At 50.1% G+C, this 19,495-nt stretch carries 20 protein-coding genes and 2 tRNA genes; 7 read left to right on the top strand and 15 right to left on the bottom strand.

The features are described from left to right. Entirely contained in the window at positions 1-1,197 is a 1,197-nt protein-coding gene (metK, locus tag BGX12_RS00480) for a methionine adenosyltransferase (protein ID WP_109734133.1), read from the top strand. A gap of 100 nt (positions 1,198-1,297) precedes the next feature. Here metK and BGX12_RS00475 read toward each other — a convergent pair whose 3' ends face one another. From BGX12_RS00475 to BGX12_RS00420, 12 genes are all read right to left on the bottom strand, one after another. Further along, positions 1,298-3,049, bottom strand: coding sequence for an ATP-binding protein (locus BGX12_RS00475; protein ID WP_109734132.1), 1,752 nt, complete (start codon positions 3,047-3,049; stop codon positions 1,298-1,300). Positions 3,050-3,052: 3 nt separating this feature from the next. Then, positions 3,053-4,471 carry an MBOAT family protein gene (locus BGX12_RS00470; protein ID WP_109734131.1) on the bottom strand — a complete coding sequence of 473 codons (1,419 nt, stop codon included), beginning with the start codon at positions 4,469-4,471 and terminating at the stop codon, positions 3,053-3,055. Positions 4,472-4,480: 9 nt separating this feature from the next. Beyond that, positions 4,481-4,867 (bottom strand): hypothetical protein, encoded by a 387-nt coding sequence (locus BGX12_RS00465; protein ID WP_109734130.1) that lies wholly within the window; start codon positions 4,865-4,867, stop codon positions 4,481-4,483. 71 nt (positions 4,868-4,938) lie between these two features. Beyond that, a tRNA-Asn gene (locus BGX12_RS00460) sits at positions 4,939-5,011 on the bottom strand. A gap of 113 nt (positions 5,012-5,124) precedes the next feature. Next, positions 5,125-5,197, bottom strand: a tRNA-Asn gene (locus BGX12_RS00455). 103 nt (positions 5,198-5,300) lie between these two features. Next, on the bottom strand, positions 5,301-6,320 hold the full coding sequence (locus BGX12_RS00450; protein ID WP_233246193.1) for a pseudouridine synthase: 1,020 nt from the start codon (positions 6,318-6,320) through the stop codon (positions 5,301-5,303). 2 nt (positions 6,321-6,322) lie between these two features. Then, positions 6,323-6,958: a nicotinate-nicotinamide nucleotide adenylyltransferase gene (locus BGX12_RS00445; protein WP_109734128.1), complete on the bottom strand. Its 636-nt coding sequence runs from the start codon at positions 6,956-6,958 to the stop codon at positions 6,323-6,325. Continuing rightward, on the bottom strand, positions 6,948-7,544 hold the full coding sequence (locus BGX12_RS00440; RefSeq protein WP_146196197.1) for a hypothetical protein: 597 nt from the start codon (positions 7,542-7,544) through the stop codon (positions 6,948-6,950). Before BGX12_RS00440 ends, BGX12_RS00445 begins: the two co-directional genes overlap by 11 nt. 1 nt (position 7,545) lies before the next feature. Continuing rightward, positions 7,546-7,953 carry a hypothetical protein gene (locus BGX12_RS00435; protein WP_109734126.1) on the bottom strand — a complete coding sequence of 136 codons (408 nt, stop codon included), beginning with the start codon at positions 7,951-7,953 and terminating at the stop codon, positions 7,546-7,548. An 8-nt stretch (positions 7,954-7,961) separates the two neighbouring features. Then, positions 7,962-9,203 (bottom strand): ribosome small subunit-dependent GTPase A, encoded by a 1,242-nt coding sequence (gene rsgA, locus BGX12_RS00430; RefSeq protein ID WP_109734125.1) that lies wholly within the window; start codon positions 9,201-9,203, stop codon positions 7,962-7,964. After that, positions 9,193-9,522: a hypothetical protein gene (locus BGX12_RS00425; protein ID WP_109734124.1), complete on the bottom strand. Its 330-nt coding sequence runs from the start codon at positions 9,520-9,522 to the stop codon at positions 9,193-9,195. Before BGX12_RS00425 ends, rsgA begins: the two co-directional genes overlap by 11 nt. A gap of 74 nt (positions 9,523-9,596) precedes the next feature. Then, the gene (locus BGX12_RS00420; RefSeq protein ID WP_199220706.1) at positions 9,597-9,983 is read right to left on the bottom strand and encodes a desulfoferrodoxin family protein; all 387 of its coding nucleotides are present in this window, start codon (positions 9,981-9,983) and stop codon (positions 9,597-9,599) included. A gap of 145 nt (positions 9,984-10,128) precedes the next feature. On the opposite strand from BGX12_RS00420, the gene BGX12_RS00415 reads away from it, so the two are divergent. After that, entirely contained in the window at positions 10,129-11,085 is a 957-nt protein-coding gene (locus BGX12_RS00415) for a geranylgeranylglycerol-phosphate geranylgeranyltransferase (RefSeq protein ID WP_109734123.1), read from the top strand. A 251-nt stretch (positions 11,086-11,336) separates the two neighbouring features. Continuing rightward, positions 11,337-12,722, top strand: a complete 1,386-nt coding sequence (gene purF / locus BGX12_RS00410) for an amidophosphoribosyltransferase (protein ID WP_109734122.1) — start codon at positions 11,337-11,339, stop codon at positions 12,720-12,722. A gap of 77 nt (positions 12,723-12,799) precedes the next feature. Here the strand turns inward: purF and BGX12_RS00405 are convergent, their stop codons facing one another. Next, positions 12,800-13,720 carry an NAD(P)-dependent oxidoreductase gene (locus BGX12_RS00405; protein WP_109734121.1) on the bottom strand — a complete coding sequence of 307 codons (921 nt, stop codon included), beginning with the start codon at positions 13,718-13,720 and terminating at the stop codon, positions 12,800-12,802. 171 nt (positions 13,721-13,891) lie between these two features. Here BGX12_RS00405 and BGX12_RS00400 point away from each other — a divergent pair, with 171 nt between their 5' ends. From BGX12_RS00400 to BGX12_RS00385, 4 genes are read left to right on the top strand one after another with little or no spacing between them, the layout of a single operon-like run. Beyond that, a complete protein-coding gene (locus BGX12_RS00400; RefSeq protein ID WP_109734120.1) occupies positions 13,892-14,926 on the top strand; it encodes a D-alanine--D-alanine ligase in 1,035 nt (344 codons plus the stop codon). A 1-nt stretch (position 14,927) separates the two neighbouring features. Next, the gene (gene tsaB / locus BGX12_RS00395; protein WP_109734119.1) at positions 14,928-15,569 is read left to right on the top strand and encodes a tRNA (adenosine(37)-N6)-threonylcarbamoyltransferase complex dimerization subunit type 1 TsaB; all 642 of its coding nucleotides are present in this window, start codon (positions 14,928-14,930) and stop codon (positions 15,567-15,569) included. Positions 15,570-15,593: 24 nt separating this feature from the next. Beyond that, positions 15,594-16,025: a ribosomal protein S18-alanine N-acetyltransferase gene (rimI, locus tag BGX12_RS00390; protein WP_109734118.1), complete on the top strand. Its 432-nt coding sequence runs from the start codon at positions 15,594-15,596 to the stop codon at positions 16,023-16,025. Between the two features lie 17 nt (positions 16,026-16,042). Further along, positions 16,043-16,933, top strand: a complete 891-nt coding sequence (locus BGX12_RS00385; RefSeq protein WP_109734117.1) for a YdcF family protein — start codon at positions 16,043-16,045, stop codon at positions 16,931-16,933. On the opposite strand, the gene BGX12_RS00380 is transcribed toward BGX12_RS00385, so the two are convergent. Both BGX12_RS00380 and BGX12_RS00375 read right to left on the bottom strand, forming a co-directional pair. After that, a complete protein-coding gene (locus BGX12_RS00380) occupies positions 16,919-18,574 on the bottom strand; it encodes a glycoside hydrolase family 9 protein (protein WP_109734116.1) in 1,656 nt (551 codons plus the stop codon). The genes BGX12_RS00385 and BGX12_RS00380 overlap by 15 nt on opposite strands. 89 nt (positions 18,575-18,663) lie before the next feature. Further along, positions 18,664-19,494: a deoxyribonuclease IV gene (locus BGX12_RS00375; protein ID WP_109734115.1), complete on the bottom strand. Its 831-nt coding sequence runs from the start codon at positions 19,492-19,494 to the stop codon at positions 18,664-18,666. Position 19,495: the final 1 nt, after the last annotated feature.

Below are 19,495 nucleotides of genomic sequence, written 5' to 3'. Positions count from 1 at the left end.
ATGGCACATTATCTTTTTACTTCCGAATCCGTATCCAAGGGTCACCCGGATAAGGTCTGCGACCAGATTTCCGATGCTATCCTGGATGCCTGCCTTGCACAGGACCCCAACAGCCGCGTTGCTTGCGAAACTCTCGTGAACACCGGTCTCGTTGTGATTTCCGGCGAAATCACCACCAAGGCAGTGATCGACTACCAGCAGATTGCTCGCAAGACCATCAAGAGCATCGGCTACGTGAACCCGGAACTGGCCTTCGACTATAAGGGCTGCTCCGTTCTCGTTGCTATGGACAAGCAGTCCCCCGATATCGCTCAGGGCGTGGACGCCAAGGCTGCCGAAGGTAAGGAAGACGACAAGCAGGGCGCAGGCGACCAGGGCATGATGTTCGGTTATGCCGTGAACGAAACCAAGGAACTGATGCCGCTGCCCATTAGCCTGGCTCACAAGCTCATGGAAGAAATTCAGAACCTCCGCGAAAAGGGCAAGATCAAGTGGCTCCGCCCGGATGCCAAGTCCCAGGTCACCGTGGAATACGACGAAAACGACAAGCCCGTCCGCGTGGACACCGTGGTCATTTCCACCCAGCACGACGAATTCGTGAACGGCAAGGAACTGAAGCACAAGACTATCGAAAAGGAAATCATCGAAAAGCTCATCAAGAAGGTGATTCCGGCAAAGCTTCTGGACAAGAAGACCCGTTACCTCATCAACCCCACCGGCAAGTTCGTGGTTGGCGGTCCTCATGGCGACTGCGGCCTTACCGGTCGTAAGATCATCGTGGACACCTACGGTGGTATGGGCCGTCATGGTGGTGGCGCATTCAGCGGTAAGGATCCTTCCAAGGTAGACCGTTCCGGCGCATATGCCGCCCGCTACGTTGCAAAGAACATCGTGGCAGCAGGCCTCGCCCATCGCTGCGAAGTCCAGGTTGCCTACGCCATCGGTTACTCCAAGCCCGTTTCCGTCCTGGTGAACACCTTCGGTACCGGCAAGATCGATGACAGCAAGATTGAAGAAATCGTCGCAAAGAACTTCGACCTCTCTCCGGCAGGCCTCAACAAGATGCTTGACCTGAAGAAGCCCGGTTACCAGGCAACCGCAGCCCTCGGCCACTTCGGTCGGGTCGGCGCACGTTTCACCTGGGAAAAGACCGACAAGGCAGCTGCTCTTAAGGCCGCAGCTGCTAAAATCAAGTAATCATACCGAACCAGGTTCGTTACGACATCTTGCAAAAGAGGACCGCATTTAAGCGGTCCTCTTTTACGTTTTCTTTTATATTCAGGCGGCGAAAATTCGCTTATTGCTTAATACGATCCTCAGGAAGGAATTTCTGCAGGCAACTTTCCAGTTTATCCATACGGATTGGCTTGCATAGATAATCGTCAAAGCCTTCCTGCAGGTACATTTCCTTTGCACCAACAATTGCATTGGCGGTCAACGCGACAAAAGGCGTCTTTGCACAGAGATTGTTTGTCAGCATCTTGCTGTTCTTAAGGACTTCGATACCATCCATTCCTGGCATCATGTGATCCAGGAACACCACGTCAAAGTGTTCCTTTTGAATCAGTTCCAGACATTCCTTGCCGCTGGAGCAGAGAGTCACCTGAAGGTCCAGCTGCCCCATCATCAGTTCCGCCACTCGAAGGTTCAGGCTATTGTCGTCCACCACCAGCACTCGCACATCCGGAGCAGAGAACACCGTATCGATTTCAAGTTCATTCCTCTTGAATTCCTGATAGCGTTTCTCGAAATTACCGACGGGAGTCCCGTCCACCACTTTCTGGGGAAGAACAACGGTAAATGTCGAACCAACTCCATAGGTACTCTTTACATCGATGGTTCCATTCATGCGTTCGACAAGTTTTCCCGTAATGGCAAGACCAAGCCCTGTACCTTCTACGGCGCGGTTCTGGCTTATATCCAGTCGCTGGAAACTCTTGAACAGCTTGGAAAGGTCGTCCTCGCGAATGCCAATGCCGGAATCCTTCACCTGGATGGACAAATTCACCATATCATTTTGAGCAGATTCACTCTTCACGACAAAGGAAACTTCACCAGACTCCGTATACTTCACCGCATTATTCAGCAAGTTCAGCATTACCTGCTGAATTCGTACAGCGTCGCCATACAACGCGCAAGGGATATTTTCATCCACGCAGACATTCAACTTCAGGCCCTTCTGTTCCGCCTTGATGCTGATCATGTTGGACACATCGTTGAGCACAGAACCGATATCGTAGTCCGCCTCCACAATATCCATCTTTCCGGCTTCAATCTTGGAAAAATCCAGAATGTCGTTGATAATGGATAAAAGCATCTGGCTTGCGCTCTTGACATCAGCGGCATAGGAGCGGATCTTATCATCCTTACATTCACGAAGAATCATCTCGTTCATGCCCATCACGGCATTAATGGGTGTGCGAATTTCATGGCTCATATTGGCAAGGAAGATGCTCTTCGCCTGGCTTGCATCCTCTGCACGATCCTTCGCATCCTTCAGTTCCTGCTGGCACATTTCCAGTCGGCGCATTTCGTCATCTTCATCCGCCAGGGCAACGACGAACCCAACAACACCTTCCCCATCATTGGACTTAATGACGTAGATTCGATGATAGCGATATCCGCCATATTCAAGAGCCTGGCACTGGATATTAAAGGACTTTCTCGTCCTAAGGGTACTGATTACATTGTCAAACTGGAGAGCACGGGAAATTTTTTCCTTGTCGTCAGGATGAACAATGGAATGGAGCAACAAGGTCATGCCCTGATCGTATTTCAGTTCAATCTTTAAATTCTTGACATCGCCCAATTTTTCAATCAGGGTATCCCCTAAGGAATAAGGGATCACATTCTTCGTATTCACATCCACATAGCACACGGAATCAAAAGTCGTTGCCAAGGTCTTGATAATATCGAAGTTCTTTTGAAGTTCCTTCTTAGTGGCAAGCTGTTCACCGGCAACACGTTTATATCGGGCAACGTAAACGTGAATCAGGACAATAAATGCCAGAGCAACAATAATTGCAAGTACAACTAGAATCGTTGTCATAGTCTAGAACTGGAAATAAAGGAAAGGATTGTAACTCTGTGTAAATAGAGCGAGAATTGCCAAAACAAAAATAATCATGGATACAGCCAAGCGTAACGGGTTCACCTTGCTACACCAATCAAAGGAACGGAATTTCCATAGAGAAAGCAAAGCCGCAAGCCCCATAAACACAACGCAACTAGGAGTAAAAATTTCAGCAGAGAGAATGGCATCTGCACCACTTACCGCATTCAGGCCCAACATGGATTTCCACATACGCCAGGCTTCAGAAATGTTGTCGGCGCGGAACAGCACCCAGCCAAAGAGCACCAAAACCTGCGTAATAAGCACTTGCACAACCGCAGGAGCCTTGGCGTAAAAGGCCTGCTTATTATTGGCGCGTTCCACGATCATGAAGAACGCATGATAGAGGCCCCAGCAAATAAAGGTCCAGTTAGCCCCATGCCAAACACCGCTGGCAAACATCACCAGGAACAAATTCAAGTACAGTCGTCCCTTGCTCACGCGATTGCCACCCAGCGCAATGTACAGGTAGTCGCGGAACCAACTGGTCAGGGAGATATGCCAGTACTTCCAGAATTCCGTAATGCTCTTGGCCCGATAGGGACCATTGAAGTTCCTGGGGAAGTGGAACCCCAGCATGAGACCAAGACCTATCGCCATGTTGGAATAAGCGGAGAAGTCAAAATAGATCTGGAACATGTACGCAATGGAGCCCCACCAGCTATTCAGAACGCCAGGTGCTTCCGCCGCGAATACACGGTCCGCAATGATTCCCACCTGATTGGCAAGGAAAATCTTTTCCGCAAATCCAAAGCAGAAAAAGGCAATACCTCGTGCAAAGTTTTCAACCGTATGGGTTCGGGTATCCAGTTCTTCGGCCACCGTATTGTAACGTACAATAGGACCTGCGACCAGCTGAGGGAACAAGGCCACATAGCAAGCGAAAGTCGCAAAATTCTTTACAGGAGGTGCAGAGCCTCGCCATACGTCAATAGCGTAACTCATGGACTGGAAGGTATAGAAGGAAATACCCACCGGCAAAAGAATGGTCATCACATGGAACGGTTCACCACCAAATTTTTCGATAATGGTATTCAGCGCGCCCATGCCGAACATGTAATACTTAAAGAAACCTAACGCACCAAGATTTACGCCAACCGCCAGAGCCAATCCAAGATTACGCTTAAACTTGGAGGCTCCTTCAGCAGAAATCATCTTGCCGGAAACGTACACCACCAAAGTGGAACCAAACATCAGGAACACAAGCCAGGGTTCCAGCCAGCCATAAAAGATATAGCTGAATACCGTAATGAAAAAATTCAGATAGGAATGGCGGGCGCCCAGCTTAAGCAGGACGAAATACCCGACTAGGAAAGTCGGGAGAAAATAGAACAGGAAAAGCTGGGAGGAAAAAACCATAAATGGATATTATTCGTTCACTTCAATAGCAAGATAACGGGGGCTTTCGTCATCGAAGTATTCATCTTCAACGGCTCCATCCCAGTTACCTTCCAGAGGAACAAGCTTCATCTTATGCTTGGCCTTTGCCTTGAATTCGGAAACGTTGCCCTTGGACTTGTCAGCCATTTTGTCCTTTACTTTGCCACGAGCAATCAGCGGGTTGTAGACACCCACCAGGATTTCCTTGGCATCCATACCGGAAAGGACCTTATACTTGAATACATAGACATAGCTATAAAGATCGTTGCTAGGCATCTTACCCGGAATTTCAGTCAGACGACCTTCCACAGCAATGGGATCTGCTACAGCGAACATGGCCATAGTGAAAACGAGAATAGCAAGTTTCTTAAGCATAGTCTACCTTTATATTTTACTCCAATATAATAAAAAAAGAAAGACCCGTAACTTTCGTTACGGGTCTTTCGCTGCTTCACTTGGACTCGAACCAAGGACAACGCGATTAACAGTCGCGGGCTCTACCAACTGAGCTATGAAGCAATCAGATCATCGAGTTTCCTCTTTGATGAGCCAAAGATAGATTATTCACGCCTTTTGTCAAGGGGGTCCGATAAAAAAAAGAAAGACCCGCAACTTTCGTTACGGGTCTTTCGCTGCTTCACTTGGACTCGAACCAAGGACAACGCGATTAACAGTCGCGGGCTCTACCAACTGAGCTATGAAGCAATCAGGTCATTGAGTTTCCTCACTGACGAAGCCAAAGATAGATTATTCGCGTCCTTTGTCAAGTCATATTCACGAAAAAAAGTGAAAAAAAGCGCGATTTTTCCTAAGGAACCAGAGCCTTCATCTCCTGCGGAAAGTCCCGGCACTCAAAAGTACGGGATTCCCTCCAGTACGGCAACTGAATTTCGGCCTTATAGGCATAAAGCATCTGACTTTTGGAACCCAGTACAGCGAAATCTTCAGGCGAAAGAGCATCTTCCTGGCTCAATTCCCCTCGAGCGCGGGCTTCAGCCACCTTATCCGTCATTTTTTCGTAGTACTTTCCATCAAAGCTATATAGACGATCCCCCAAAATCGGGTATCCCAACTCAGAAAGATGGGCCCGAATCTGGTGTTTTCGTCCCGTAATCAGCTCGCACTCCACCACCGAGTAAGCTTCGTCCCGGGATTCCCCCGCTTCATTTACCGCAGGACGAGTTCCGCCCGCAATTTTACGAAACACCGTGTGGCATGGTTTGCCGTCCTCAAAATGATGCATCCTGATACGGATACGGTCATCGGGATCTTCCCGCAGAGCCATCTGACAGTCCACAGCCTCTTCCGGGAATTCACCGCGGACCACCGCCATATAGAACTTCTTCAGCAGGATACGGTCCAGATTTTTCTGGAAGCGAGCTGCGGATTCCGCATACTTGGCAAAAAGCATGACACCACCCGTATCTCTATCCAGACGGTGCATGGGGGTTGCTGTTTCGTAGTCCGTGCCACGACGGACAATAGACGTAAAGGTATTGTAGAAGATTCGCCCCGTATGGTGCACAGGCACACCCGCAGGCTTTGCGATAAGCATAAACTCATCGTCTTCAAAAATCACTTCATAATTGGTGGGAACGTCCGGCTCGGTGTAGTTTTCCACATGGTAAACTACCTTGTCGTTCTTATGGGCGATAGTGGAAGCGTTCGCCACCACCCCATTTACGGAAACAAGACCGCGGGCGAGCTTGTCCGCCCAGTCCATTTCGCTATGATACGTAAAACGGGCGCACAAGGATTTCAGCAGCAACCAGCCTTCATGTTCCGGCTGAACCACGCTTTCAAAATACATGTCTGAAGGTACGCTCACGACTAGTCCCGATAAAGGTTTTTCTCTCTGATATACTCGTAAACGGAAGGCTCAAGTCCTGCAGGACATTCATTGTAATTGCAAAGCAAGGCCTTTCGTATGGCTGTACTGGAATACTGGCCTACAAAACCTTCTTCTTCGCCAAGCCAAAGCAAGTCGGCGTAGCCGTTCGCCTTATGTTTTTTCAAGTCAGGCTTTTCGTACCCGTCTCGGGCAAACACGATCAGTTCAATGTCACGCAACAACAGGTGGCCATTGTAATTGGTTCCGAAAAAGTTCATGGGATCGCGCCAGTGAGGAATGCCTTCATAGGTATCCGCCCCCGTCAGCAAACGGAAATTAATATCCGGAAATTTCTCCTTCAGCCCCATCAAAAAAACATAGGAACCGCGGAAGTCTCCCTGCTGGATTTCCAAGTCGGAAAGCACCAGGCGAGTGTCGCCGGAGAAAGCCAATTCCAACATGGCAAAGCGATCCTCCGGGCTTGCATTCAAAGTCTTGTCCCAACGGTCAGGACTCGGCATGAACCACACTTCATCGCAGAACCCGCGATCCAGGCAAGTCTTCGCCACCGCAACATGGTCCATATGGACCGGATCAAAAGCACCCCCCAGGACAGCAACGTTCTTAGTAGACATAAGCAGCAAAACCAATATTCATCTGGATGCGTCCTCCCTTAATACTCTTTTTCTGGAAGGGGTCATAATGTTTCAGCACCCAGTGATAACCCACTTCAGCAAACAGCAAAGTCTTGGAGAACAGGTTCAGCAGGGAACCACCACCCAATCCCCATTCATTCCAGGCAATGTCGCCAACATCGCTCAATTCATTCACTCGGGAATACGTACCCGTCACGTAGAGTTCACCCAGCAGGTGGACACCCAGCTTGATATCCAAGTCCGAATGTTCCACTTCGTACTTAGTGTCTTCCGTCCTGGAATTGTAATCGTAAAAACCGTAGCCCACACGAAGGAAGCCCAAGCGGGGATACCACAGTCCGAGAATCGGTTCCACCTGATAAAGCCCCAAACCACGTTCCGCACCTACCCCAGTACCGGAGCCAAACCCCAGGAAACCGCCCAGGACCAAGGGGGTACGAATACCCGTACTAGCAGGAGCAGCATTCCCGTTACCAGCAGCCATGGTTGCAGCACCAGTTTGAGCAAAAGCGATCGCCCCCAACAGAAGGCAAATCAAAAAAACTTTTTTCGTCAGTTGAATCATACTACAACACCAGTATTAAAGCCACTGTCAAACCCACCAGCGCATTGGCCAGTTCGTCCAACTTGCTGATTTTATAGAAACCCTTGTCGATGGATCCTTTCTTCAGAATTCGATTCAGTTCCATATTGGAGAACATCAGGGACAAGGCAAACTTAAACACAAGGATTCCAAGAATCCAGTAGTCAAAACCACACAGATAAGCGATGGTAATGTAAGTCATGGAAAGAAGCGTTACCAACACAAAATTGGACTTCTTGACAGAACTGTCTCCAGATTCCGTTTCCTGGGCAAGACGTTTGAAGTCCTGGATTTTCTTACATACGGAGTCGTAGCTGGCAAATACCTGGGAAAGATTATATCCTAGGAGGATGACAGACGCAACCAGCATGACTTTGATCGAAATATCCATAACAGTTCTTAATTTCCAGAATTCAAAATTCGAATGTAACTTGCAAATCGGGCTTTAGAGATTCGGCCTTCTTCCACGGCGGCGCGCACGGCACAACCCGGTTCCTTCACATGGATACAGTTACTGTACTTGCAGGTAAACAGGTCTCCCTCGAAAAATCCCGGAAAGATCTTGGCCAAAGTTTCCGCATCCATATCCATAAGACCAATGCTTCTGATCCCCGGAGTATCAATCACGATACCGCCATCGGGGAAATCTTCCAGAGGCAGGTCAAACAAGCTGGAGGACGTGGTCGTGTGACGGCCCTTGCCATCACGTTCACGGACTTCACCCGTTTCCAGTTCGGCATCAGGAACCAGGGCGTTTACCAATGTGGATTTTCCCACACCACTCTGACCGCTAAATACGGAAGACTTGCCGTTCAGTTCCGCTCTCAGGATCTCAAGGCCCTCGCCGGTACGAACGCTCACGGGAATCACCTTGTCGGCGATGGACATAAAGTCACGAATATCTTCAGACAGGTCTGCCTCCCCGTTGGGAAGCAGGTCCATCTTGGTCAGCACCAGCACAAAAGGCAAGTCATTCAGGTTTGCAGCCAGCAGGAAACGGTCCATAAAGCCATAGTTGAATTCCGGCTGGGTCACGCTGGCAACAATTACCACCTGATCAATATTGGCTGCCAAAGTCTGCTGCTTGTAAAAACTATCTCGAGGTCCCGGGCGTTTCAGCTCGCTCTTTCGCGGGAGAACGCGGACCACGCAATACTTCTGGGAGCCCACGCCGTCGCCCTCGTCTTCCGCATCGTTTACCTGCCCCAGGAGCACGCGGTCCCCTACGGCAGGAAATTCACCCAAAGTCTTGGATGTGGTCGCACGGTACATGGCAGTTACGATTTCCTGACCAGCACAACCTTCTGTCTTGCCGAACTCGTTTCGGCATCCGCTGTCCAAATTTGAAACAGGACTTTCTAGTCTCACTTCGCAAGTTCGGCGGTGAACTTCCAGGACCAATCCCTCGACGCAATTTTCCTCGCCGATATTCTCGATAGGGTTTTTCACCTTCTTGATTTTAGCCTTCTTGAATTCGCGGCTGTAACGTTCCTTGATGGGGCGTTCATCCACAACCCCACTTTCAAGTTCCTTCATCACGTCAATGCGACGGCTTCGATGGTCACGACGGGTAGGACGTACAGAACGAAGGGGGGCTTCTTCCTCTTCAAAGTCGTTGTCGGCTTCGAAATTACTTCGCATCAGGTTCCCCGTTCTTCTGGTTTCTTCGTTCTTCCACACGCTTCTTGGCGGCAAGACCCGCTTCGGAATCGTCGCGTTCACGAGCCTCGTCCAGTTCCGCTTCCGTTACAGGACGATCATGTCGGATGGATTCCATAATAAAATGAATTGCCTTCAGGCGACCATTGCACTTTTCAATACAGTTATCATAGAAGCCTCGAGTTTTGTAATCCCATTCGGGCACAATATCAGATGCGTACAGAAAATGTTCTATACAAATGGAAAGTTGATCCGCTTCCCTACGAAGGTCCTCTATCTTACTCTTGGTGAAAAATGCCATGGTCCAAAATATAGTAATGATGAAAAAAAAGCCTGTTCAGTAAAACAAAAAAAGGAGGCTCAAGGCCTCCCCTCTTAAACCACAGGAGATTTCCACAAGCCATGTAGATTGCAGTAGGCAAACACAGCGATAGGCCGCGCAGTTTCCTGCATCTGGAATTCGTAGCAAGGCGGTTCCCCAGGTTTCAAATAATGAATCTGAAATCCAGTGGCACTTTGCAACGCAATCCACTCGATGTAATGACTGTCAATCATGGGATGCATCACCTCCCCCACCGTTACCAGGGCGGTTGTCCTAAAGAGATCCACCTTGGGCACATGCTTTTCCTTGGATGCGTCCACGGTGTTGACCACCAGCTCTTCCATAGGTTTTCCGCAGCAAACTACAGGGACGCTAGAATTTTTAATATACACCACGATGTTTCCGCACATGGGGCATCGGAAAAAGACCAAGTTATCCATAAGGACCTCCTTTATAATTGAGTGACTAAGAGCAATGTACCTAAGCCCATCAAGTAAACACAAGACCTTCCCTGATGAAATATTTTTTACCCAAAACAGCCTTGCTAAAATTTTCTGAATAGGATAACTATTCTATTTTTAAAGTATGCTTGCGACCTTAATCAAAATGACCCGTCCCGTGAATATCGTCATCGCCGTTGTGACCTTGTTCATCGGGTATTTTCTGCAGGGCGTTCTCGCACTTGGCGCGAGCGATGTTCCAGTTTGCAGTCTTGTTCTGCAAGCTCTTGGCTTTGCCTTCGCCATCGGTTTTGGAAACATCCAGAACGACGTCCTTGATTTTGAAAGCGATAAGCTGAACCGTCCTGAACGTCCGCTACCCAGTGGCCGCATCAGCGTTGGCGCGGCAAAAACAGCATGGATCGTCATGGCTATTCTTACCGTTGCGTGCGGACTTGCCGACGGCATTTTATCCGGAGCCTATGCGACGCCCTCCCTGTTCTTTGCGGCTCTTGTCCTTTTGCTTATCGCATACAACAAAAAGCTGAAACACATTCCTCTGCTGAAGAACATGACGGTAGCGTTCCTTTGCACTACCCCTTTAATCCTGAACTTACTTTACACGGTCGTTGTTATTGACAAGACTACCATCGCATTTTCCGCCCGACTTGGAAGCCTCTACCCTGCCATGTTATTTGCGTTTCTGCTTACCACAGCCCGCGAAATCTACAAGGACCTTGAAGATGAATCCGGCGACCTGATGGCAGGCATCATGACTTTTCCCCTCATTGCGGGTGCCCCCACCGCACGCCGCCTGGCAGGCGCCCTAGCCATTTTCTGTTGGGTCCTCCTGCCTCTACCAGTCATGCAAGGTTATTTTTCCAAATGGTTCTTGATTGTCGCCGCCGCCACCCTTACCCCAACCCTTGGAGCAGCTATCATTTCTGCACACCAGAAGAACTACCACAGAGCCCAAGGCCTGATCAAGGTCGCCATGTTCCTGGGATTGATTGCATTGGTGGTAAGCACCATCGTGGATCCCCACTATATCTGCATATTTACGGCTACATATACACAGGTGAAACCGACCTTGATTTACTAAAGTTGCGCATTTTTATCGCAAAAACGCATTTTCAGAAATTGTAATACATATATTCCCAAAACCGCCGCTTTTACACAAAACGTAAAATTTTCTCCATTTTCAAGCATACTTCGCCAAAATTTTTCAATTTTTCGCCCTTTGCGCCCGTTCAATGGGTGTTTATTTTTTTGCCGCTTGATTCTCCTGCTTGCACCGATTCCGGTGAGCTACGGCCCTTGAGGCAGGGAGAATTTCATTTCCAAAGAGGCGTTATGCTCGAAGAAATTCATGAAGAATGCGGCGTGATCGGTATTTTCAATGGCGAAAACGTTGTTCGTAATGTTACCATGGGTCTGTACGCTCTGCAGCACCGCGGTCAGGAATCCGCAGGTTTTGCAGTCACTGACGGCGAAAAGATTCGCGTCCGCAAGTCCATGGGTCTGGTTTCCACCCTCCTGCAAGAACACAGCGTAGACGAGTGTCCGGGCCATACCTGCGTAGGTCACGTTCGCTACAGCACCACAGGCGCAAGCACCCTGGCAAACGCCCAGCCGATTCTAGTGAGTTGCAAGTGGGGCCAGCTGGCAGTGGTTCACAACGGCAACATCACCAACGCAACTGAATTGCGTCAGGAGATGGAAAACGAAGGTCACATCTTCCAGACCACTTCAGACTCAGAAATTCTTCTTCATGAAATCGCACGCACAGAAGCCGATGATTTGGGACAAGCAATCAAGAAAGCCATTACCAAGTTCACCGGCTGTTTTTGTTTGATTTTCATTAGCAAGGACACCATGTATGTAGCCCGCGACGGCTTCGGTTTCCGCCCCCTCTCCATTGCCCGCATGGGAAAATCCTGGTGCGTGGCCTCCGAGACCTGCGCCTTCGACTTGCTAGGCGCCAACTACGTTCGCGACATCCAGCCTGGTGAATTTCTTACCATTACGACCAACGGCCTCCATTCCGAACGTTTCACCCAGAAAGACCGTCTGGCCCACTGCATTTTCGAATACATCTACTTCAGCCGTCCGGATTCCAAGATCTTCGAGCAGTCCTGCGACAAGGTCCGCCGCAAGATGGGTAAGCAGTTGGCTAAGGAATGCCCCGTCGACGCAGATATCGTCATTTCCGTTCCGGACAGTGCAACGACCGCAGCCCTGGGCTACGCACAGGCCAGCGGCATCCGCTTTGAAATCGGACTACTCCGTAACCACTATGTGGGCCGTACCTTCATCGACCCCACCCAGAACGTCCGCGAACAGAAGGTAAAACTGAAGTTCAACCCCATCGAAGGCGTTTTAAAGAACAAACGCGTCTGCGTAGTGGAAGACTCCATCGTCCGTGGCACCACCCTGAAAATCCTTTCCAAAATGCTCCGTGACGCAGGCGCTCTCGAAGTCCACATTCGCATTGCATCTCCTCCGGTGGCCCATCCTTGCTTCTTCGGCATGGACTTCCCCAGCCAGGGCGAACTTGCAGCCAGCTCCATGACTCCCGACGAAATCGCAAAGATGCTGGGCGTAGAAAGCCTAGGTTACCTCAGCGTAGAAGGCATGAAGGAATGTACCGGCGAAGGCGAAAACTACTGCGCCGCTTGCTTCAACAACGACTATCCCGACTACATCGGCATCGACGCAGACAAGTTCCGCTGCGGTTAAATCTCGAAAACCTACAAATGCAAAAAGAGACTCGCCTAGGCGAGCCTCTTTTCGTTACAGGCGCTTGTATTTAGCAGTTACACCTGTTCAAAGGTCCACTTCACATGATCTTCCATGAAACCATGGGCATTGAAGGACAGTCCGAAAACATCCTTAATCTTGCTTACGTCAAACAAGGTCGGTTCATCAGCCCAGCCCAGGTCGGTTTCCACAATCTTGGACTTTGTGCCCGGCTTCAAGGCAATCATCATTTCGGCAATTTCCTTCCAGCTCATCCAGGATTCGCTCAAGCCCAAGAAAATTTCTTCGTTCTTGTCGGATTCCAGAACCTTTATGTAAAGTTCAGCCTGCTGGCTTGCGTGAATAAACTGGGTTCCATCATTCTTGATGATATTGATGTCACGGCCTTCCTTCACAGCCTGGGCCATAGTGAAGAAACGGCGGTCCGGCTGGCTGCAGCCATCATTCCACGCGGGATTTCCGAAGGTATAACCCGGACGGATAATGTTGCGGGTCATCTTCACTTCCGGGAACTGAGCGCCATAACCATGGGAGAAACCCAGAACGAAAGCCTCGCCGGCAGCCTTAGTAGCGCCGTAAAGATCCATGGGCAGGTTGCTAGTCACTTCGCGCATAGCGGGGCGCATACGGCCCATTGCCGCAGTACTGGAGGTATAGATAAACTTCTTGCATCCTGCACGGGCAGCTGCTTCCAGCAAGTTCACCGTAGCGCGGGTATCGTTCATAAGCATGGTTACGGGAGTTTCGCCCCAACCCAGAGCCACATGAATACAGGCATCACAGCCCACCAGGCCTTCCGCCATCTTGTCAAAATCTGTCAGGGCGCATTCTACGAAAGAGACACCCGGCTGAACCTTCATACTGGGGACCTTATTGGGATGACGTGTGGCGACAACAACCTCATGACCACGAGCAAGCAGAGCCTTGACCACATAATGACCAATAAAACCAGTTCCACCAGTAACAAAGACCTTCATTTTTTACCTCTTCTCAATTTTTTCTGATAGAAATATATAATCCTTTTTGCGACTCATGCAACAATCCGCACGAATTATTAGATACATCCGTATACAGAACCGACTAGACGGCCCACGCCCAGTAAAATAACTACATTATTCCCGTAAAAGTTTTTATCAAAGAGGCTTACAATGGCACGTATGCGCGTTCTCGTTTTGATGGGTGGTCCGTCCACCGAACATGATGTTTCTGTCGTTAGCGGTACTGGTGTTGTCCGCGCAATGAATCCGGACAAGTACAATATTCACCCGGTCCTCATCGACAAGGATGGTACCTGGCACTGGTCTTCCCGGGAACTGTCCCCCTACCAGAAGGATAACTTCTCCGTGAACTACTTCCGCGGTCTGGAAGGCACTGCTGCAAACACCAAGAAGAACCCAGCCCTCTCTGAATTGCCGGACGCAGACATCGCATTCCTGGCCCTCCACGGCAAGTGGGGCGAAGATGGCCATATCCAGGCACTTCTTGAAAACTGGGGCATTCCCTACACCGGTTGCGGACTTCTGGCATCCGCCCTCGCCATGGACAAGATCAAGTCCAAGGAAATCTACCGCGCCAATGGCATCCCCACCCCGCCTTACCGCGTAATCTGGAAGCACGACTTTACTGGAGACACTCTGGTTAACGTTTCTGACGAACTGGGATTCCCCCTGGTCATCAAGGACCCTCTGGGAGGTTCCTCCATCGGTATCGGCATTGCCAAGGACCTGGACGAAGCAGGCAAGATTGCCCAGGATCTGTTCAAGGATTCCAACCGTCTTCTCTGCGAAAAGTTCATTGCCGGTGGCGAAGCAAGCTGCGGCTACATCGAAGGCGAAAAGCCCCTCCCGCCCACCGAAATGCGCATGACCACCCGCGAATACTTTGACTACGAAGCCAAGTACAATGGCGAATGTAAGGAAGTCACTCCCGCAGAATTCGCTCCGGAACTGACCGCACGCATTCAGGAATTGGTAAAGAACGCCCACTACGCCTTGGGCGGTGCAGGCTACAGCCGTACCGACGTTCGTATCACCAAGGACGGCGAATTGTTCGCAATCGAAACCAACACCCTGCCGGGTATGACACCCACCAGCCTTCTCCCCCAGCAGGCTGCTTGCAACGGCATTACCTACAGCCAGCTCATCGATATGATTATCGACAAGAGCCTGTACATCAAGCGCTAGTATGGACTTATTCGTAGATACATCCCGTAAGGGAATTTCCATGGGGCTGTCCGACAGCGCTTCTGGTTTGTACCAGGAAACTGTAGACGCAGCCGCCCGTGGTGAGACTGCATCGGCAATTCTGGACGAACTGCTAACACGCGTAGGCGCCAAGCTGGACGACATCAAGCGAGTCCTCGTTACTGTCGGCCCCGGATCCTTTAGCGGTCTTCGCACTGGTGTCGCCTTCTGCCAGGGCTTATGCTTTAGTGGCAAACGCGAACTGTACGGAGTCAGCACCCTGCAGGCTCTGGAATGCTTCGGCAGCCCCTGCGCCTCCGCCGATGTAGCCGTTGTCGTCAAGGCTCGTCCCGGTTACTGGTATTTGCGTCAGACAGCCAACGGCAAGGCAGAAGAAAGCTTTATCGAAACGGCCGAAGTGGTAGAACGTCTAAAGGAGGCACCCGCAAAGACGGTCGTCATTGACGAGGCAGCCTCTGCCGACGAAACTTTGAAGAACCTGTTCGCCGAAATCGGTGCCACAACCGTTCTTGACACAGGCAAGCCTCTTAACCAGTGGGCCCCGCTGTTCCAGTCCGTCAAGGCAAGTCTCATTCAGGAGGCCAACTACATTCAGCCCTCCTATTTCGAGAAGCTAAAGTAAGCCTACCCGAGAGTCCAGTCCCCCATGCCGATTCGCAAGATGGAAATTGCCGACATTCCCGCAGTTCTTGCCATTCAGGAAGAACTGCAGTTTCAGGAATGGAACGAAAAGCAGTTTACCTGCGAAGTCACGGCAACCTACGCCGCCTGTTATGTTTATGAAGAAGACCAGAAAATTCTGGGCTACTCCATCTTTCACATCATGGGTCCCGACTCCGAGCTGCTAAGCATTGCAACAACAGGCAGCCAACAGCAAAAGGGCATCGGCCAGCAACTGCTTGACGCAGGCTTTTCCCTGCTGGACTTCACAAACGGGGACTGTTGTTTCCTGGAAGTTCGAGAAGGGAATACAAAAGCCCGCAAGTTCTACGAAAAGAACAAGTTCAAGCCCTATAACGTCCGCAAGAAATATTACTCCGACGGTGAAGATGCCGTCCTGTACAAGACTGAACCATAACGTCATCGGAGGTTCTCATGTCCAAGACTCTCAGTAAAAAGCAAATCCGCGCAAGACGTCTTGCCGCAAGCATAGCCGGAGCAGCAGCAGTTCTCGCCATCATTGTCTTTTACTTGATCATGACCCAAAGCGGGCATTGGCTGGTAGACGACGATGAATTTGAACACGCCAAATGGGTCGCTGTCCTAGATGGACAGTCTGCAGATATGGAACGCATTGATTTTGCCGCCAACCTGATGTCTAACAGCAAGGTGGACTCCGTTCTGATTCTTGGACGTCGCTGCCTGCGCAACAGAAACAACGCGGAATTCTATGCTGAAGAATTTATGCAGCAAGGATCCTTTGACAGTAGCGCTGTATTTCTCGCCCCTCACGACGATGCCTCCACCATCGGCGAAGCCTACACCATCATTCCTTGGCTCAAGAAGCATAAGGCAGACACGGTTCTCCTGCTGACTAGCGCCCCTGCCACTCATCGCGTCAAGAGAATTTTCGAAACGCTTTCTGGCGAAACTCCTGTATACAAGACCGTAGACATTCATCATTACCAGTTCAGCGCAGACAGCTGGTATTCCAATCGCGAATCCCGTAAACACTGGCTTCGCGAGTGGCTCGCTACCGCAGCATCCATCTTCGATCTGTGGCCCGCAGGCGAACTCACTGCAGGTGATTCCACTTATTACAAGCCTATCGTATCCCTGAAGGAATATGAACAGCGTAAAAGCCCCGTAGTCAACCTCCAGTCCCTGATACCAAAGGTCCAGGAAAAATTAAAGACGACCGTAACCGCCGATACCGCTACCGCAGATACACTTAAGGTCAATACAGAAAAAACGGAACCCGCAAAGGATTCCGTAAAGACCGAATCTAAGACAGAGTCTAAGAAAGATTCTTTAGCTAAGAAGTAGGAGCACCGCTGTAAGTGGCGAACTCCAGTTAATGGCAGTTTCGTTACTGGCAAAAGAGCAGCGTTCATCCGTATAGGATAATCCCGGCAAGTCACCCGGATAATGAGGGGCACGATGGCCATCCTGGCGATCGCAGTTAATGCCCCCCACCACAAGGCCAGGGATCGGTTCTGCAACGCCATCGGAATGACTTAAGCGATGATGGGGATGCTTAGGAGAACTCCAGGCAGCACCGGTTACAAAGCAAGTATTTACCGGATTTCTTCCGTAGACGAAGTTCATCATTTCAAGACTAGCCGCACGTAACTCGGCATCCTTTTTCCACTGATCTACCACAAGCATCGTCAAGGCATGATTTGCCACTTCACCGTTACTGCCCCAAATGAAACGACGGATGGAAAGGCCATAGGCGTCTTCCTTCTGCAACCTCAAAGTTTCAGTAACGACACCTTCCAGGGTCTTACGTGCAGACTTCTGCAGGTCGGCATCGATGTCCTGCAAGGCAAGCAGGTTCCAGCCCATGTTCTGAGTATCGCGCCAGTCCATTCCCAACGCTGCAGGATTCTTTTCCATGTCAGCAGGCAACATCTTACGGACTTCATCAAAAAGCGGGTCACAGTTACGTCCGGCAGCGTCCAAAGCACAGAACAACGCGGCACGAGCCCAGAAAAATTCGTCGTCGTAATGTTCATCCCCATAGCCACCGCTCCCCTCTGTATTATGAGGCCAGTCGGCTGCGGGATTTTTGACGGCCCAGCGGTAAGCCGCAACAGATGCGTCCAGGCAATGGTCCGCAAAAGTTTCGTCCTCCTTACGGAAAACGCAGGAAGCCTGAGCCAATGCACCCGCAAAGTTCAAGGTGGACGTGGTGGATTTTCCAAGCACCAGACGCTTTTGCAGCAGGTCAGAATCTCGGGGCGAAATAAAGCCGTCCCAATGTTCGGGGGTCACCTTAAAGAAAACGCCACCATCATGATCCTGCATCCGCAAAAAGAAATCCAGTTCAAAACGCAGTTCATCCTTCAGGCTGTAGGGCTGTTCAAAGGAACCACCCACATTCACCGCCTCCGCTTCAGGAGCAATCTGACAAGCCAGCAGAAGTGTTCCAACGGAAATGCCACCATTCACGATGTATTTGCCATAGTCGCCAGCATCGTACCAGCCACCATGAGCGTTCCAGGTTCCTTCACGCTCCATCATACAATGGAATCCAATGTTATCATCCAGGTGTGCAGCAGGTCTTGCCCACTTCCCTGCAAACTCTTCCGGCAATTCCACGCCAGAACGCTGGTAGAAGAAGGACTTGATATTGGCCTTTACCTGTTTACCAATCCAGCTATTAGAAACTTCAAAATACTCCGTCCTGCAATCAGCGCCACTCTTACCCGCAACGGAAATGCAGTACTTACCCGGTACAGTTACTGCGGAAAAATCACCCGTCCATAAAGTTTCGCCAGAGTAATCGCAAACTCCACGATGACCAAAAGACCCTTCCGTCAGGGAGCCTTCATATACAATTTTTTCCTGGTCGTCAAGAATGCAAAAGGACCCCTGGCAAGGGAATGCTTTCACATCCACAAAAAACGTCTTGGAAGCCTCGGGGGTGTAACCTACATGATTATAGCGAACAGGGGTTTTCATGCCTTAAGAATACATTTTAAGGAGACCACCGAGCAGGCTCCTTTTAATTTTTGTCGTTTACCGCAAGAACCACACCTAAAGGGAAACGATTAACGATAATTCTCCCGCATCAGCTTAATTTCAGCGGCATACCCAGGCAATTCATTGGGAGTTTCCAGATAAAACGGCAATTCCCTCAGGCTTTTGTGATTTACAACCCTTACAAGGGCCTCCAAGCCAATAAAACCGCCTCCAATGACCTCATGACGGTCCTTATGGCTGCCCATAGGATTCTTGCTGTCGTTCAAATGAATCGCCTTAAGCTTATTCAGGCCAATCACCTTGTCAAACTCCCCTAAAACATCATCCAGATGGTCCACAATGTCGTAGCCACCGTCAAAAACATGGCAAGTATCCAGACAAACGCCCATCTTGTCCTTCAGTTCCACCCGGTCCAAAATGGCACGGATTTCTTCAAAGGTTCGTCCCACCTCGGAGCCTTTTCCTGCCATGGTTTCCAGAAGGACCGTGGTCTTCTGGGCCGGTTTCAGCAAGCGATTCAACATGGAGGAAATAAAGTCAATTCCCACATCGGCGCCTTGCTTCACATGACTACCCGGATGGAAATTGTACATGGCCCCCGGAAAATGATCCATACGGAAAATATCATCGGCCATCACATCTTCCGCAAACTGACGCAAGCCCGCATCAGCGGCACAGGCATTCAGGGTATAGGGAGCGTGAGCCAAAATAGGAGCGAATTGATTCGTTTCCATCAGTTCCACAAGCTTAGCCGCGTCATTCTTGTCGAAAGGCTTTGCCGCTCCCCCACGGGGATTTCGGGTAAAGAACTGGAAAGTATCCGCACCAATAGAAAGGGCGGTTTTACCCATTGCGAGAAAACCGTCCGAAGAGGATAAGTGGCAACCAATATGGAGCATA

It is taken from the genome of Fibrobacter sp. UWR4, assembly GCF_003149045.1.
In the GTDB taxonomy this organism is placed as follows: domain Bacteria; phylum Fibrobacterota; class Fibrobacteria; order Fibrobacterales; family Fibrobacteraceae; genus Fibrobacter.
This window is presented reverse-complemented; position numbering and strand designations above follow the sequence as displayed.